This is a genomic window from Pseudomonas citri (assembly GCF_025336485.1).
Lineage (GTDB): Bacteria > Pseudomonadota > Gammaproteobacteria > Pseudomonadales > Pseudomonadaceae > Aquipseudomonas > Aquipseudomonas citri.
Window position 1 is genome coordinate 280,070 of sequence record NZ_JAODAB010000005.1, and the last position, 16,347, is coordinate 296,416.

Sequence of the window (16,347 nt, forward strand, 5' to 3'; positions counted from 1 at the left end):
GGGCCGTAGCCTGAATGCGTGGGGCATTCTCGGCGGTTGCCGGGTAAACATAAAGCCCCACCGGTGCGAAGAATGAAACTTGCGTTGTGGGGCATCGGTCAATTCTGCGTCGGGATGAGATTGTCCCAAAGTCGCCAAACAGGCTACTTTGAGGTAAAAAACGCCCCTTGAGTCGCCACGCGACCCTTTATTGCGGCGAAAGGAGACGCTCATGATATTTCCGGACATGAAAGGCTTGTCCTTGCATCGTGTGATACTGCGCACGGTGACTGAGTTTCTCGCCGACGAAATGTCGACCTACGCCTCGGCATTGGCCTACCAGATGCTGTTTTCGCTGTTTCCCTTCATCCTCTTCCTGATTGCGCTGATCGGCTTCTTGCACCTGCCGGATTTCTTCTCCTGGCTGCGCCTGCAATCGGAACTGGTGCTGCCGCCCCAGGCCCTGGAACAGGTCAACCCGGTGATCGACCAGCTCCAGCAATCCAAGGGCGGGTTGTTGTCGGTGGGTATCGTCATCGCGTTATGGACCGCCTCGGCGGGGGTGCGCTTGATGATGAGCGCTATGAACGCGGCCTACGATGTGGTCGAGGGGCGTCCGGCCTGGAAACGCTTTCCGCTGTCGATTTTCTACACGGTCGGCATTGCCGGCATGTTGCTGGCGGCTGCGGCGCTGATGGTCCTCGGGCCCCAGGTGATGGGCTGGATCGCGGCCCAGGTCGGGCTGGAGGAGTTCATCGTCACGCTCTGGACCGTGCTACGGTGGCCGGTGATCGTGATCCTGATGATGGTGGCGGTGGCGCTGATCTACTACGTGATGCCCGATGTGAAGCAGGAGTTTCGCTTCATCACGCCGGGCTCGGTGCTGGCGGTGGTGGTGTGGATCATCGCCTCCCTGGGCTTCGCCTTCTACGTCAGGACCTTTGCCAACTACAACGCCATGTACGGCAGCATCGGCGCAATTATCGTGCTGTTGCTGTATTTCTATATTTCGGCGGCGGTGCTGTTACTGGGGGCGGAGATGAATGCGGTGATCGAGCACATGTCCACCGAGGGCAAGGATCGCGGTGAGAAAGTCCCTGGCGAAAAGGCGGTTGGTGATAGTTGGAAACATCATGTGTCTGGACTGGGGCGCGATCACTCCATCAAACCGGACACCGACCCGAATACGGAAGAAGCCCGACCATGATCCGTGAAATCCTGAAAATGGGCGATGAACGCCTGCTGCGCATCGCCCCGCCAGTGCCTGCCGAGATGTTCGACAGTCCGCAGTTGTGGCAACTGATCGACGACATGTTCCAGACCATGGAGAGCGTCGGCGGTGTCGGCCTGGCAGCCCCGCAGATCGGTGTGGACCTGCAGTTGGTGATCTTCGGTTTCGACCACAGTGAGCGTTACCCGGACGCCGAGGCAGTGCCCCAGACCATCCTGATCAACCCGCTGATCACTCCGTTGAGTCCCACGATGGAAGAGGGTTTCGAAGGCTGCCTCTCGGTGCCCGGTCTGCGCGGGGCGGTCGAGCGCTACCAGCACATCCGCTATGAAGGCTTCGATCCGAAGGGCCAGCCCATCGTGCGCAGCGCCTCGGGTTTCCATGCGCGGGTGGTGCAGCACGAGTGCGATCACTTGATCGGGCGCTTGTACCCGTCGCGTATCAGCGATTTCAGCAAGTTCGGGTTCACCGAGGTGATGTTTCCCAATCTGGATCCCGCTGCCGACGATTGATAACCCGGCCACAGTGGGCCGTGGTGATCTCAGGATCGTGCCGGTAACCCCATCGCAATCATCGGTTTGCTACGGGCGTAACGGCTCAGCCGCTCGGCCATGGCGTAGGGCAGTTCCGGGTCGAAGCTGAAACCACGCCGTTCGTAAAAAACGCGAAGATCCGGGTGGCAGAACAGCCAGACCGGCTCGTCCACGCCTTTCACCGCTTCAGCGATCAACCGTGCGGCGATGCCTTGCGAGCGCAGCGCCGGGTCGACAAACAACCCCGTCAGCCAATGCCCGCCCGACACCGGCCGCAGGCACAGGGCGGCGACGATTTCATCCTGCCGCGCGACCCACAGCTGCGCATCGCGCACGGCTTTCATCGAGGATTGGTGGGTGCGATAGAACTTGTTCATCAGCGGCCACAAGGGGGTGTCGAGTAGGGCGTAGCGGGTGTCGGGCATGGCAGCGGGCAATGGCAGTGAGTGAAGGGCGATTGTAAAAGAACCGGCTCGGGCGGGGGATAAGGCCGGTTCAGGTGCTTTCGCGTACCTTGAGCTCAAAGCCCATATCCACCACCGGTTGCGCGATGCGGTTGCCGGCCATCAGCGTCAGCATCTGCTCGGCGGCGCGGCGGCCAATCGCTTCGCGTGGTGTGCTGATACTGCTCAGGCGCGGCACCATGTGGGCCGAGGCGGGCAGGTCGTTGAACCCCAGGACCGAGACCTGCTCGGGGATCTTGATGCCACAGCGCAACGCCTCGAACAGGGCGCCGTGGGCGAGGTCGTCGTTGCCGAAGAAGATCGCGTCGACATCCGGGTGATTGTCCAGCAGTTGCAGGAACAATTCGCCGCCCAGGCCTACCGATGACGGGCGCGGGGTCAGCAGTTCCAGGTCCGGGTCGTACAGGCCGGCCTGTTGCAGTGCGCGTCGGAAGCCTTCGCCGCGCAGCAAGGTGCGCTGGTCCAGTTGCGCCCCGATGTAGGCCAAGCGCTTGCGCCCCTTGGAGATCAGGTGCTCGGCCGCCGTCTCGCCGGCCTTGAGCTGGGAGAAACCGACGCAATTGAGGCCCGCGCCGGGATCCAGTTCCATCATGTACACGCATGGAATATTACTGGCCTCGATCATGCGTCGGGCGCTTTCGGTGCGGTCGAAACCGGTCAGCAGCAGGCCGCGAGGCTGATAGGCCATGTAGTTGCGCAGCAGGTCTTCTTCCTCGTCCCGGGAGTAGTGGTAGTTGCCGATTACCACTTCGAAGCCCTTGGGACGCAGCACCCGATGGATGGCTTCCAAGGTGTCGATGAACAACAGGTTGGACAGCGACGGCACCAACACTACCACCGAATGGCTCTGGGCCGAGGCCAGGGCGCGAGCGGCAGGATTGACGACATAGTTGAGTTCCACGGCGGCCTGGCGGACTTTTTCCACCAGTTCGGTGGCCACGGTACTGACGCCGCGCAGGGCCCGGGAGGCAGTGATGGGACTGACTCCGGCCAGGCGCGCGACTTCGTTGAGCGTAGGGCGACCAGTGGTGCGAGTATTCTTATCGTTTTTAGGGACGGTCATCGGGGTGGCTTGCCAAACAAAAATCCAGGCACTAAGGTAGCGCTGTCTCGACGCGGCTGCAAATGCGTGAGCGGGGTTTGCCTGATCCCCCGTCCGCGGGTGTCGTGAACGAACATGCTGCAACCACAAAAATGACAAGAAGGCGTCGGCAACTTCTGCTTTTGCTGCGGTGTCATAACTGGCAAAGGTAGCGCTGTCTGCGCGCTGAGGTGTTACATGAACAATCCCATCACCGCCCTGGTCATCATGGGCGTTGCCGGTTGCGGCAAGACGTGCGTCAGCCAGGCTCTGTGCCAGTTGAGCGGCGCCACCGCCATCGAAGGCGACACGTTCCACCCTGCGGCCAACATCCAGAAGATGAGCGCCGGTATTCCCTTGGACGACGACGACCGTGCCGGCTGGCTCGACAGCCTGTGCGATGAGTTGCGCCGTGTCGACGCAGCGGGTGAGCGCCCGGTGCTGACCTGCTCGGCCCTCAAGCACAGTTACCGCGAACGCCTGCGCAGCGCCTTGCCGGGCCTGGGCTTCGTCTTCCTCGAGTTGACGCCCGAAGTGGCGGCCGACCGGGTTTCCCATCGCCCCGGCCATTTCATGCCGTCGACCCTGATCGACAGCCAGTTCGCCACTCTTCAATCCCCTGTCGGCGAGCCCCTGACCCTGGCTCTGGACGCATCCAGCCACAGTGTCGATGAACTGGCTCACCTGGCTTACGCCTGGTGGCTGGACCATGGCTTGAAGCTCGCCAGTTGAATTGCAAAAAAATTGCGTCAGAAAGATAGCGCTGTCCCGACCGATTAAAACTAACTGCTTCAATAACAACAACAAATCAGGAGACACCCCCTCATGTTTGGCATGTCCCACGAGACGTTCCTGCTGCTCGATGCAGTGGTCACGGTGATAGGACTCATCCTCCTCATCACCCAATTCAAAATCCATCCGTTCATCGCACTGACCATTGCCGCCGCGTTCCTCGGCCTGACGTCCGGCATGCCGATCGGCACCATCATCAAGGCGTTCCAGGACGGCTTTGGTGGCGTGCTGGGCTTTGTCGGCATCATCCTGGCGTTGGGCACGATGCTCGGCAAGATGATGGCCGAGTCGGGCGGGGCCGATCAGATCGCCCAGACGCTGATTCGCGCCTTCGGCAAGGACAAGGTGCAGTGGGCCATGATGTTCGCCGCGTTCCTGGTGGGCATCCCGCTGTTCTTCGAAATCGGCTTCGTGCTGCTGATCCCATTGGTGTTCATCGTCGCCCGCCGTACCGGTGTGTCGATCATCAAGATCGGCATCCCGCTGCTGGCCGGTCTGTCCGCCGTCCACGGCCTGGTGCCGCCGCATCCGGGGCCGCTGCTGGCGATCGGTGTGTTCGGTGCCGACATCGGCAAGACCATTCTTTATGGTCTGATCGTGGCACTGCCAACGGCGATCATTGCCGGGCCGATCTTTGGTACGTTCATCGCCAGGCACATCCCCGGTCATCCGAACCAGGAATTGGTGGATCAACTGGCGCGTGAAACCAACGCCGCCGACCTGCCAAGTTTCAGCATTACCCTGATCACCGTGCTGTCGCCCGTGTTCCTGATGCTGCTCAAGACCTTCGCCGACGTGGTGCTGCCTGAAGGCAATTTCTTCCGGACCTTCATGGACCTGATCGGGCATCCAATTTCTGCGTTGCTGCTGGCGTTGCTGCTGTCGCTGTACACCTTCGGCTACAAGCAGGGCATTGGTTCCAACCAGGTCCTCAAGTGGCTGGACGCCAGCCTTGCACCCACCGCCGCGATCGTCCTGATCATCGGTGCCGGTGGTGGCTTCAAGCAGATGTTGGTCAGCAGCGGTGTGGGTAACGTGATCGGCAACATGGCGGTGAGCGCGCAGATCTCGCCGATTCTGCTGGCGTGGCTGGTGGCCGCGGTGATCCGTATCGCGACCGGCTCGGCGACCGTGGCGACCATTACCGGTGCCGGGATCGTGGTGCCGGTGGTGGGGATGATTCCGGGTGTGAATCGCGAGCTGCTGGTGCTGGCGACCGGCGCTGGCTCGTTGATCCTGTCTCATGTGAACGACGCGGGCTTCTGGCTGGTCAAGCAGTACTTCAACATGACCGTGGCCGAAACCTTCAAGACCTGGACCGCGATGGAAACCATCCTGTCCGTGGTGGGGTTGGGTTTTATCCTGCTGTTGTCGTTGGTGGTCTGATCAACACCTGATAAACAATGTGGGAGCCAGGCTCCCACATTGGGTTCTGAGCCAGGCGTTAGGCTTTGCTGATCAACCCGTCCGCCCGGAACATCCCGCGGATCCCGCGCACGGCCTGGCGGATCCGATCCTGGTTCTCGATCAGCGCAAAGCGCACGTGATCATCCCCATACTCGCCAAACCCTACCCCTGGCGAGACACAGACCTTGGCTTCGGCCAGCAGCTTCTTGGCGAATTCCAGTGAGCCCAGGTGCGCATAGGCCTCGGGAATCTTGGCCCAGACGTACATCGAGGCCTTGGGATTTTCCACCTTCCAGCCCAGCTCATGCAGGCCCTTGACCAGTACGTTGCGACGCTGGCGATACTGCTCGGCGATGTCGCGCACGCATTGCTGGTCACCTTCCAATGCGGCGATGGCCGCCACCTGCAGTGGGGTGAAGGTGCCGTAGTCGTGGTAACTCTTGATCCGCGCCAGGGCGCTGACCAGTTCCGGGTTGCCGACCATGAAGCCAATGCGCCAGCCGGCCATGTTGTAGCTCTTGGACAGGGTGAAGAACTCCACCGCGATGTCTTTCGCGCCGGGCACCTGCATGATCGACGGGGCTTTCCAGCCGTCGTAGACGATGTCGGCGTAGGCCAGGTCGTGGACCACCAGCACGTCGTACTGCTTGGCCAGGGCGATGACCCGCTCGAAGAAATCCAGCTCCACGCACTGCGCGGTGGGGTTGGACGGGAAGCCCAGGATCATCATCTTCGGTTTCGGGATCGAGCCGCGAATGGCCCGCTCCAGTTCGTCGAAGAAGTCCACGCCCGGCACCAGCGGTACCGAACGCACCTGGGCGCCAGCGATCACCGCGCCGTAGATGTGGATCGGGTAGCTGGGGTTGGGCACCAGCACTGTGTCGCCCTGGTCCAGGGTCGCCAGCATCAGGTGCGCCAGGCCTTCCTTGGAGCCGATGGTGACGATGGCTTCGCTTTCCGGGTCGATGTCCACTTCATAGCGGTCCTTGTACCAGCGCGAAATGGCGCGGCGCAGGCGCGGGATGCCCTTGGAAGTGGAATAGCCGTGGGTGTCTTCACGCTGGGCGACGGTGACCAGTTTCTCCACGATGTGTGGGGGTGTGGCGCCGTCGGGGTTACCCATGCTCAAGTCGATGATGTCTTCGCCGCGCCGACGCGCAGCCATCTTCAGCTCGGCAGTGATATTGAATACGTAAGGGGGGAGTCGATCGATGCGCGCAAAGCGGCGCGGCGAACCTTGTTCGGCCATTGTTGCCTCGAGATACGTGAGCGCCCGGAACCGTCCGAGCGACGTTGACCACTGCGGTGGCCTGCGGCGCAAGATAAAGGGGTAAATGGCCCATTGTCCAGTAGCGGCGCGCAACTATTTTCGACGACACTGTCGACACCCGCGCGATGCTTCAACTCGCCGCCCCTGGTTCGAATGGAATGATTAATGGAATTTTCCAGCGGTTTCCTGCTGAGTCTCTCGTTGTGCCTGGACATTGGCGTGGCCAACATCGCGATGATCACCCTGGCGATGCAGCGCGGCTATTCCAGGGGCTTTGCCCTGGGCCTGGGGACCTGCGTGGGCGATCTGGTCTACGCGATCCTCGCTCTGGCCGGCATGACCGTGCTGCTGCAATACGAAGCGGTGCGTTGGGTCTTGTGGATTGGCGGTTCGGCGCTGTTGCTGTACTTCGCGGCGAAAATGATCCGCTCGGCGATCTACCACGATGCCGCCCTCGCGCCAGCGGATGAGGTACAGGGCAGTTCGTCTCGCCGCGAGTTCTTTCGCGGGATTTTCCTGGCCATGTCTTCCCCCAGCGCCATTCTCTGGTTCGCGGCAGTGGGTGGCACATTGATTGCGCGTTCGGGAGGCGGAACCCTGCTCAGTTCGGCGCTGTTTCTCAGCGGCTTCCTCAGCGCCGGCCTGTTGTGGTGTGCGGGCATATGCCTGGCGGCGACCCACGGTGGGAAACTATTGGGGGATAAACTGCTGCGCTACTCCTATTGGGCATCCGCCGCGATCTTCTGCTATTTCGCGGTATATGTGATTGTTTCTGGCTACAACGAGTTTGTAGGAAAAGGTGCCGCAGCCGCATTTCCGGGACTTTGAAAAGCGACACTTGCCTGGCAATCACCGTTTGGCTTCATATACTGCCAAGCCCGACCTCATGTTTTCTGGAGTGTTGACGCATGGAAAAGCACGAACGCGATTTCACCGCCGAACCACGCTTCGAACAGGGACATTTTCAGCTCATCGCCGGTTTCGGTGCTCGCTTCACCCCAGACACTGCCCAGGATATTCCTCTGCTCTGGGAGAAATTCTTGCCGTGGCTCGGCGATGTGCCTGGGCAGAAAAACGATGTGACCTATGGCGTGTGTTGCAACCCGGACGGAAAGGGCGGGTTTGAATACATTGCCGGTGTGGAGATCAGCCGGCTCGATGAGTTACCGCAAGAGTACCGTTGGATCGAGCTCCAGCCTGCCCTCTATGCAGTGTTCGAACATCGAGGCCCGTTGAAGAAACTGCCGGAAACCTTCCAGTACATCTGGACGCAGTGGTTGCCGCAGTCCGGTCATGAAGCCGCATGCCGGCCGGAATTCGAGCGCTACAGCGAAGACTTCAACCCCAGGACCGGCGAAGGCACCCTGGAGATCTGGATACCGCTCAAGCCGAACTGATCAACCTATTTGAAACCGGGCGGGTATGGAGCGATTCAGAACACCAACCCCATCCGCCGCTCATAGCCGATGCGGCCCTTGTAGGCCTCGCCACTGTCGACCCAACCCAGCCGGGTGTACAGGCCAATGGCCGAGGCATTATCGGCGTCGACCGAGAGCTCCAATCCTCTGATTTCCGGCCAGGTTGCCCGCGCCACGGCGGGCAGCGCTTGCAGGCAGGCCTTGCCGTAGCCTTTGCCTTGGGCCCGATGGTCGACTTGCAGGGCATGCAGGGTGGCGCTGTGTTCGTTGGCCCAGGCGGGCAGCATCGGCGGGCGCTTGAGCAGCAGGAAAGCCACCGGCACCTCGCCAGCCAATAACGCAAACCCTTTGACCCCGGGGCCGGGTGGGGACAGCAGGGTGTGCAGGGCGCCGTGAACATCGCCAGAGAACCTGATCTGTTCGGGGTGTATTTCAATGGCGGCGACCTGTTCGCGTTGAAGCGGGGTCAGGTCTTCGTAGGATACAAGTCGAGCGCTCACAAAACGTCCTTTGTTTGCCGGCAGAATGAGCCCGCGATTCTAGCGAATTTTTCTTTGAATTATTTTTTGCGAGGTTGTCGATTCACTGTTTCTCCAAACGACAAAGGGTGTCTTCAACAAAAACTGCGGAGAATCACCATGAATACCCAAGCCACCGAAACTGAAATCCGGGCCCTGATCGACACCTATCGCCAGGCGGTCATGAGCAAGGATATCGAAAAAGTCATGGCGCTCTACGACGACGCGATCGTGTCCTTCGATGCCATCCAGGCGCTGCAATTCAAGGGCAAGACCGCCTACCGCAAGCATTGGCAGGACTGCATGGAAATGTGCCCCGGCCCGCACAAGTTCGATTTCCATGAGCTCACCATCACCCCCGCCGACAACATCGCCTTCGCTCACTGGCTGGCCTATTGTGGCGGCACTAACGATAAAGGTGAGGAACAGGCCTGCTGGATGCGTGTGACGGCGTGCTACCGGCGCGTGGCCGGGCAATGGCGGATCGTTCATGAACATTGGTCCGCTCCGTTCGACCCGATGGCCGGTACGGCGTTGTTCGACCTGAAACCCTGATCGTCGATTTTCTTCACCCGGTGCGGCTTTGCCGTCCATAGTTGATCAGTTCGTCTACGGAGCTTTCCATGAAGTACTTATGCCTGGTGTATAGCAACGAGCACACGTTGCACAACTCGCCCGACAGTCCGCAGGACGCCGAATGCATGGCCTATGCCGAGTCGATCCAGGGCAGCGGGCGGATGCTCGTCGCCGAGGCCCTGGAGTCGGTCCAGACCGCCACCACGGTGCGCATGCGCGGCGGCAAGTTGTCGATTACCGATGGTCCGTTCGCCGAAACCAAGGAGCAGCTGGCGGGCTTCTACCTGATCGACGCCAAGGACTTGAACGAAGCCATCCAGGTCGCCGGCAATATCCCGGCGGCCCGGGTTGGTTGCGTCGAAGTGCGACCGGTTCGGCAACTCCAGGTTTAACCGACTGATGTCGGCTGAAGCAGTCAAGGCAAGGGTCGAGCAGGTCTATCGACAAGACTCGCGGCGGATCCTGGCGACCTTGATTCGTCTGCTGGGAGACTTCGACCTCGCTGAAGAAGCCTTGCATGAGGCGTTCTTCATCGCGGTCGAACGCTGGCGGCGCGACGGCGTGCCGGATAATCCGCGGGCGTGGCTGGTGTCCGCGGGGCGTTTCAAGGCGATCGACAGTTTGCGCAGGCGTGCGCGTTTCGCCGCGTCCCGGCCTCTGTTGATCGCCCAGCTCGAGGCGTTGGAACAGGCCGATTGGAGCGATGAAGACGTGGAAGACGATCGCCTGCGGCTGATTTTTACCTGTTGCCACCCGGCCCTGGCGGCTGACGCCCAGGTGCCGTTGACGCTGCGGGAAGTCTGCGACCTGACCACCGAAGAAATAGCCCGTGCTTTCCTTGCCGCGCCAGCGGCCATCGCCCAGCGCATCGTGCGGGCCAAGGCGAAAATCCGCGACGCGAAAATCCCCTACCAGGTGCCGTCCCGCACTGAACTGCCCGAGCGCTTGGACAGCGTGTTGCGGGTGATTTACCTGGTGTTCAACGAAGGTTATTCAGCCTCGATGGGCACCGAGCTGACCCGTGAAGAGCTGACCCGCGAAGCCATCCGCCTCGGCCGTTTGCTGATGGAGTTGCTGCCCGAGGCTGAAGTCATGGGGTTGCTGGCTTTGATGCTGCTGCACGAGTCCCGGCGACCGGCGCGCACCTCTTCAACCGGCGAACTGGTCTTGCTGGACGAACAGGACCGTAGCTTGTGGGACGCGGCAATGATTGCCGAAGGTTGCGCCTTGGTGGAGGCCGCGCTGACCACCCGCAGGTTCGGGCCGTATTGCCTGCAAGCGGCCATTGCGGCGGTGCATGCTGAAGCACAGACGGCAGAGCAGACCGATTGGCCACAGATCGTCGGGCTTTATGACGTGTTGCTGCGGGCCATGCCGTCTCCGGTGATCGAACTCAATCGCGCCGCTGCCCTGGCCAAGCGTGACGGACCGATGGCGGGGTTGCGGGTGATCGAGGGGATCCTGGCGCGTGGCGAACTGCTTGACTACCACCTGGCCCATTCGGCGCGGGCGGAATTCTGTCGCCAGTTGGGGCAATTGGACGAGGCGAGGGCGGCGTACCGACGCGCGCTTGAATTGACCCAGCAATTGCCGGAGCGTCGCTTCCTTGAAGCCAGGCTTGCCGGATTGCGGTAATGGTCGAGGGATAGCCGGGCACGTCTCTGTGGCGAGGGAACTTGCTCCCTCGCCACAGAGTGATCCTTATGTCCTTGTACCGGCGGCATCAAACAAAAAGGCGACCCGGAGGTCGCCTTTTTGTCATTCAACGTCGATCAGAACTCGTGATCGGCGTTGTCCGGGTTCAGGTCGCTGATGCCCAGTTTACCGGCCGCTTGTTCGATCGAACCTGTCTGCTTGACCAGTGCGGCGATGGCGTCGCGCACGATCTGATTGCCGGCGGTGTTGCCAGCGGCGATCAACTGGTCGTAGTGCTCACCCTTGTTGGCGTGATCGACCATGACCTGGATCTTGGCCTCGGTGTCGGCCAGGTCGGCCTTGAGCGCGGTGTCGGCGGCCGGGTCGGCCTTGGCCACCAGGGACGACAGGCTGGCGCCGGTCATCTTGGTGCCGTCTACGCGGGTGTATTCGCCCAGGTAGACGTTGCGCACGCCCTTGGCATCGTAGAAGTGCGAGTTGTGGGTGTTGTCGCTGAAGCAATCCTGTTCGTCTTCTGGCGAGTTGGCTTCCAGGGAGACCTTCATGCGCTCGCCCGCCAGTTCGCCCAGGGACAGGCTGCCCATGCCGAACAGCATCTTGCGCAGGCCGCTTTCGGCTGGCTCGGCTTCCAGGGTGGCGCGGTAGTTGTCGGCCACGTTCGGCTTCCAGTTACCGACCATTTCCTGCAGGTCGTTGACCAGCAACTGGGTCACGGACTTGAGGTAGGCACGACGACGGTCGTTGTGGCCACCCGTGGCGCCTGCGCCTTGCAGGTAATCGGAAGCCGGGCGGTTGCCAGCACCTGGGCCGGTGCCGTTGAGGTCCTGGCCCCACAGCAGGAATTCGATAGCGTGGTAGCCGGTGGCGACGTTGGCCTCCGAGCCGCCCAGTTCGTTCAGGCTGGCGAGTTTTTCCGGGGTGATGTCTTTGACGTCGACCTTGTCTTCACCCACCTGGACTTCGGTGTTGGCGATGATGTTGGCGGTGGCGCCCGGGTTGCCCAGTGCGTGCTCGTAGGATTTATCGACGTAATCGATCAGGCCTTCATCCAGTGGCCACGCGTTCACCTGGCCTTCCCAGTCGTCGATGATGGTGTTGCCGAAGCGGAATACTTCGCTCTGCAGGTAAGGCACGCGTGCGGCGATCCAGGCTTGGCGGGCGGCCTTGAGTGTATCGGCGTTTGGCTTGGCCAGGAACGCGTCGATGGCGGTTTGCAGGGTTTTCGCGGTGGATTCGGCATCGCTGTAGACGGCGTAGACGATGTCGGCGTAATGCGCGACCACGGCCTTGGCGGCGGCTTCGTCGACTTTGCCGGCAGCAGGGGCGACTGGTGCCGCAGTGCTGGCGGCAGGCGTTGGCGCTTGCGGCGCGGCGGCCTTGTCCTTGCCTTCGCCGCAACCGGCGAGGGAAATAGCGATAGCCAGCAGACTGGCGGTAGCCAGGGGCATACGAATCATGGCGAACATCCTGCTTCGAAAATGGATGGGACTGGCGCGAGGGTGCGCAAAAACTGCGACATAATGCGAAAGATTTGCATTATGTGTAAAGGGTCGAAGCTGTAAATATTTCTTATTTAATCATGCAGAACGCCGCCTTTTTGGCGACGTCTGCAGGAGAGATCAGAGGATGGAGGCTTTGTTGCGCTGTGCTTGCTTCAGGTAAGCGCCCAGTTCCCGAGCCGCCAGCGGTTTACTATAGAAATACCCCTGACCCTCATGGCAGCCCTCGGCGATGATGTACGCCTCCTGCTCGAGCGTCTCGACGCCCTCGGCAATGACCTGCATGCCCAGGCTCTTGCCCAACTGGATGATGGCCCGGACGATGGTGGCGTCGTCCTCGTCTTCGAGCAGGTCCTGGACGAAACTCTTGTCGATCTTGATCTTGTCCAGCGGCAGGCTCTTGAGGTAGCTCAGTGACGAATAGCCGGTGCCGAAGTCGTCGATGGCAATCAGCGCCCCCGAGCGGCGCAGGCTCAGCAAGTGCTGGGCGGCGGTAGTGATGTCTTCCATCAGGCCGGTCTCGGTGACTTCCAGTTCGAGGCTGCGAGGCGGCAGGCGGTACATCTGCATGAAGTTGTTGACCACCCGTGGCAGTTCGGCGTGGTGCAATTGCACGGTGGACAGGTTGACGGCCATGCGCATGTCGACGAAGCCCTGGTCGTGCCATTCGCGCAGTTGTCGGCAGGCCTGGTCCAGTACCCACTCGCCGATGGCGATGATGGTGCCGTTCTGCTCGGCCAGGGGAATGAACAGGTCCGGTGGCACCATGCCGTGCTCGGGGTGATGCCAGCGGATCAGCGCTTCGGTGCCCACCACCCGCAGGTCGCGGTAGCTGATCTGGGGTTGGTACACCAGGGTGAATTGCTCGTGGATCAGCGCCTCGCGCAGGTCTTTCTCCAGTTCACGGCGGCGGCGCATTTCGCTGTCCACGCTGGCAATGTAGAACTGGTAGCGGTTGCGTGAGCGGGCCTTGGCCAGGGTCATGGTCTGTTCGGCTTTCTGCAGCAGTTTCTCGGTGCTGTCGCCGTCTTCCGGGAAAAGGGTGATGCCGATGGTGGCGCGCAGGCGGATCTGCTGGTCATCGTTGGCGAACGGTGCCTCCAGGTCATCGAGAATGCTCTGGGCCAGCTCGGCGGCCTCGTAAGGTTGCTCGATATCGGCCTGGACCAGGGCAAATTGGTCGCCCCCCAGTCGTGCCAGGGCGCCCAGGCGACCGCTGTGGGCCCGCAACCGGTCGGCCAGGGCCAGCAGCAACTGGTCACCGGTCTGGTAGCTGAATTGTTCGTTGACGCCTTTGAAATCATCCAGCCCCACGCACAGCACCGCCACGCGACGTTGCAGGCGCCCGGCGTCCACCAGGATCTTGTCCAGTTGCTGTTGGAGTTGCTGGCGGTTGGGCAGGCCGGTGAGGAAGTCGTACTGGGCCATGCGCAGCAGGCTGTTCTCCGCTTCGTGGCGCAGGTGCGTATTGCGCTCGATGGATTCGAGCAACTGGTTGGCCGTGTTGATCCACAGGCCCAGCTCGTTTTGCTCGTGGCCGCGCAGTTGCGGGATCTTGTGTTCGCTGGGGCGGTCCGGGTTGATCTCGGTCAGGTGCTGGATGATCCGCGACAGCGGCTTGGTCAGTAGCCAGTGATAGACCAGGTACAACACCAGGCCCATGGCCAGGGCGCGGAGCATCCCGGAGATGAAGATGATCACCGAACTGACGATGAACCCTTCGCCGTAGGTGGCGGTGTCGAGGGTGATACTCAGGTCGCCGTAATACTCACTGTAGGGGCCGCGACCCACCAGCTGGGTGGTGAAGGTGCGTTCCTTGCCCAGGATCAGGTCGGTCAGCCAGCGGCTTTGGGAGTGCTGCAAGGGCCGGGTCTTTTCCGCGAGCATGGTTTCGCGAGGATGGCCGATGGAGGCCATGCGCACCGCTTCGTCCTGGAACAGCCCTTCGATCACCTGCATGCCCATTTCCCGGTCTAGGCTGTAGACGGCCTGAGTCGAGGGATCGCGAAACATGTCGAGGATGCGCTGGGCGTCATTGGCGACGGCCCGGTTGGTTTTATAGGCATCGAACACGATTTGGGCGCAGCTCAAGAGCACGCCAACGATCAATGCCGAGAGGAGCACGACCCGGAGCAACTTCACAGACAAGCTGTTCTTGAGTTCCAGCTTCAAAGAATGGTTCCTTGTTCCGTGCGGGTAGCGTCAAGTTGCCATGAGTATTGGCAATCCGGTGATGTCAGTCAAAGGGACAATCAAACACAACGGTTATCACCCGGGAAATGACCGATAGACGAGTTTTCCAGAGTGATTGCTCTACGACCATTGTGTCGGTTGGAGGGGGCCGTAACTTGAGTCCTGAACGGACTTTTTATTGGCTTCCAGACGTAAGGTCTTCGGCCGGCGTCGATGCTCGGTCATTCATCGCAAGGCGAAAAAAAACCCGGCCAAGGGCCGGGTTTTCTTGGGCATCGAGGCTTAGGCAGTGAAGGTCTTGCCTTCGAACTGCTCGGCCACGAATTTCCAGTTGACCAGGTTCCAGAACGCTTCGACGTATTTCGGGCGAAGGTTGCGGTAGTCGATGTAGTAGGCGTGTTCCCAGACGTCGCAGGTCAGCAGCGGGGTGTCGCCGCTGGTCAGCGGGTTGCCGGCACCGATGGTGCTGGCCAGGGCCAGGGAACCGTCAGCCTTCTTCACCAGCCAGCCCCAGCCGGAGCCGAAGGTGCCGATGGAGGTCTTGCTGAATTCTTCCTTGAACTTGTCGAACGAGCCGAAAGCCTTGTTGATGGCTTCAGCCAGGGCACCGGTCGGTTGACCACCGGCGTTTGGCGCCAGGCAGTTCCAGTAGAAGGTGTGGTTCCAGACTTGAGCGGCGTTGTTGAAGATACCGCCCGAGGAAGTCTTGACGATTTCTTCCAGGGTCTTGCCTTCGAACTCGGTGCCAGGTACCAGGTTGTTCAGGTTCACGACATAGGTGTTGTGGTGCTTGTCGTGGTGGAATTCCAAAGTTTCTTTGGAGATGTGCGGCTGCAGTGCATCGTGTGGGTAGGGCAGCGGCGGCAATTCGAAAGCCATGGTGATTCTCCTAATCAGGTCTGTTGCGGTGAGCGCAAGGCCGATCACGGGCGGCCGGACTAGCGCCGGGAGTTTGTACTCCTTTGCGGCGCAGGAGTCGGATCATAGCACCGGGGGGGCGGCATAACCACGCAACAACTGTGTGGGATAGAGGTTCCAGAGCGGTTCGCAATAATCAGCCGCTGACGATCAATTGCCCCGCCACGGTAAACATCATCACGGCCACCAGCAGATCGAGGATCCGCCAGGTGCTGGGGCGGGCCAGCCAGGGTGCCAGCCACGCGGCGCCGAACGCCAGGGTGAAGAACCATAGCAACGAGGCGCTGGCCGCGCCTACGACATAAGCACCAGGCACGCTCTGCTGGGCGCCGAGGGAACCGATCAGCAGCACCGTGTCGAGGTACACATGGGGGTTGAGCAAGGTCACCGCCAGCGCGCTGAGCAGCACCGTGCGCAGCGAACGTGCCGCCTGGTTCGCGCCTTGTTGCAGGCTCTGTTTCGAGCAGGCCCGGCGCAGCGCCTGGCTGCCGTACCAGAACAAGAACACCGCGCCGCCCCAACGGGCAATGGACAGCAGCAGCGGGCTTTGGGCCAGCAGCGTGGCCAGGCCGAAAACGCCGGCGGCCACCAGCAGCGCATCGAAGGTGACGCACAGCGCGGCGACTGGCAGATGATGTTCACGGCGCAAGCTCTGGGCCAACACAAACGCATTCTGCGCGCCAATGGCCATGATCAGCCCGAAGGCCACCAGCAGCCCATTCACATAACTTTGCCACATGGCTTCGATCTCCCCGGTTGACGTTGCAATGCTGGCTATTCTCCAGTGGGACGCTGTATAAGAAAAACAAATC

17 protein-coding genes are annotated in these 16,347 nt (G+C 61.1%); 9 read left to right on the plus strand and 8 right to left on the minus strand.

Annotation, left to right across the window (positions count from 1 at the left end):
* The first annotated feature begins 211 nt into the window (after positions 1-211).
* Together N4Q37_RS08565 and def are read left to right on the plus strand one after the other, a co-directional pair.
* Positions 212-1,186, plus strand: a complete 975-nt coding sequence (locus N4Q37_RS08565; RefSeq protein WP_260956916.1) for a YihY/virulence factor BrkB family protein — start codon at positions 212-214, stop codon at positions 1,184-1,186.
* Complete coding sequence (def, locus tag N4Q37_RS08570) at positions 1,183-1,722, plus strand: peptide deformylase (RefSeq protein ID WP_260956917.1); 540 nt, start codon at positions 1,183-1,185, stop codon at positions 1,720-1,722. The genes N4Q37_RS08565 and def overlap by 4 nt, the downstream gene beginning before the upstream one ends.
* A gap of 29 nt (positions 1,723-1,751) precedes the next feature.
* On the opposite strand, the gene N4Q37_RS08575 is transcribed toward def, so the two are convergent.
* Both N4Q37_RS08575 and N4Q37_RS08580 read right to left on the minus strand, forming a co-directional pair.
* A complete protein-coding gene (locus tag N4Q37_RS08575; RefSeq protein ID WP_260956919.1) occupies positions 1,752-2,168 on the minus strand; it encodes a GNAT family N-acetyltransferase in 417 nt (138 codons plus the stop codon).
* Positions 2,169-2,238: 70 nt separating this feature from the next.
* Complete coding sequence (locus N4Q37_RS08580) at positions 2,239-3,270, minus strand: HTH-type transcriptional regulator GntR (protein WP_260956921.1); 1,032 nt, start codon at positions 3,268-3,270, stop codon at positions 2,239-2,241.
* 216 nt (positions 3,271-3,486) lie between these two features.
* Between N4Q37_RS08580 and N4Q37_RS08585 the strand changes: the two genes are divergently transcribed.
* Both N4Q37_RS08585 and N4Q37_RS08590 read left to right on the plus strand, forming a co-directional pair.
* Positions 3,487-4,020 (plus strand): gluconokinase, encoded by a 534-nt coding sequence (locus tag N4Q37_RS08585; RefSeq protein WP_260956923.1) that lies wholly within the window; start codon positions 3,487-3,489, stop codon positions 4,018-4,020.
* A 93-nt stretch (positions 4,021-4,113) separates the two neighbouring features.
* Positions 4,114-5,466, plus strand: a complete 1,353-nt coding sequence (locus tag N4Q37_RS08590) for a GntP family permease (protein WP_260956925.1) — start codon at positions 4,114-4,116, stop codon at positions 5,464-5,466.
* A gap of 58 nt (positions 5,467-5,524) precedes the next feature.
* Here the strand turns inward: N4Q37_RS08590 and alaC are convergent, their stop codons facing one another.
* On the minus strand, positions 5,525-6,736 hold the full coding sequence (gene alaC / locus N4Q37_RS08595) for an alanine transaminase (RefSeq protein WP_260956926.1): 1,212 nt from the start codon (positions 6,734-6,736) through the stop codon (positions 5,525-5,527).
* A gap of 186 nt (positions 6,737-6,922) precedes the next feature.
* On the opposite strand from alaC, the gene N4Q37_RS08600 reads away from it, so the two are divergent.
* Together N4Q37_RS08600 and N4Q37_RS08605 are read left to right on the plus strand one after the other, a co-directional pair.
* Positions 6,923-7,585, plus strand: a complete 663-nt coding sequence (locus N4Q37_RS08600) for a LysE family translocator (RefSeq protein ID WP_260956928.1) — start codon at positions 6,923-6,925, stop codon at positions 7,583-7,585.
* Between the two features lie 80 nt (positions 7,586-7,665).
* On the plus strand, positions 7,666-8,154 hold the full coding sequence (locus N4Q37_RS08605) for a GyrI-like domain-containing protein (protein WP_260956930.1): 489 nt from the start codon (positions 7,666-7,668) through the stop codon (positions 8,152-8,154).
* Positions 8,155-8,189: 35 nt separating this feature from the next.
* Here the strand turns inward: N4Q37_RS08605 and N4Q37_RS08610 are convergent, their stop codons facing one another.
* Positions 8,190-8,675, minus strand: a complete 486-nt coding sequence (locus N4Q37_RS08610) for a GNAT family N-acetyltransferase (protein ID WP_260956932.1) — start codon at positions 8,673-8,675, stop codon at positions 8,190-8,192.
* Between the two features lie 138 nt (positions 8,676-8,813).
* Between N4Q37_RS08610 and N4Q37_RS08615 the strand changes: the two genes are divergently transcribed.
* The 3 genes from N4Q37_RS08615 (at position 8,814) to N4Q37_RS08625 (ending at position 10,904) form a co-directional block, all read left to right on the plus strand.
* Positions 8,814-9,248, plus strand: coding sequence for a YybH family protein (locus N4Q37_RS08615; protein WP_260956934.1), 435 nt, complete (start codon positions 8,814-8,816; stop codon positions 9,246-9,248).
* Between the two features lie 68 nt (positions 9,249-9,316).
* Positions 9,317-9,661, plus strand: coding sequence for a YciI family protein (locus N4Q37_RS08620; RefSeq protein ID WP_260956936.1), 345 nt, complete (start codon positions 9,317-9,319; stop codon positions 9,659-9,661).
* 7 nt (positions 9,662-9,668) lie between these two features.
* Positions 9,669-10,904 (plus strand): RNA polymerase sigma factor, encoded by a 1,236-nt coding sequence (locus N4Q37_RS08625; protein WP_260956938.1) that lies wholly within the window; start codon positions 9,669-9,671, stop codon positions 10,902-10,904.
* 137 nt (positions 10,905-11,041) lie between these two features.
* Here the strand turns inward: N4Q37_RS08625 and N4Q37_RS08630 are convergent, their stop codons facing one another.
* The 4 genes from N4Q37_RS08630 to N4Q37_RS08645 all read right to left on the minus strand — a co-directional run bounded on the left by N4Q37_RS08630 (position 11,042) and on the right by N4Q37_RS08645 (position 16,274).
* Positions 11,042-12,382, minus strand: a complete 1,341-nt coding sequence (locus tag N4Q37_RS08630; RefSeq protein ID WP_260956939.1) for an imelysin family protein — start codon at positions 12,380-12,382, stop codon at positions 11,042-11,044.
* Between the two features lie 162 nt (positions 12,383-12,544).
* Positions 12,545-14,596, minus strand: coding sequence for a putative bifunctional diguanylate cyclase/phosphodiesterase (locus N4Q37_RS08635; RefSeq protein ID WP_260956941.1), 2,052 nt, complete (start codon positions 14,594-14,596; stop codon positions 12,545-12,547).
* 303 nt (positions 14,597-14,899) lie between these two features.
* Positions 14,900-15,496, minus strand: a complete 597-nt coding sequence (locus N4Q37_RS08640; protein WP_260956943.1) for a superoxide dismutase — start codon at positions 15,494-15,496, stop codon at positions 14,900-14,902.
* A 175-nt stretch (positions 15,497-15,671) separates the two neighbouring features.
* Complete coding sequence (locus N4Q37_RS08645) at positions 15,672-16,274, minus strand: LysE/ArgO family amino acid transporter (RefSeq protein WP_260956944.1); 603 nt, start codon at positions 16,272-16,274, stop codon at positions 15,672-15,674.
* Positions 16,275-16,347: the final 73 nt, after the last annotated feature.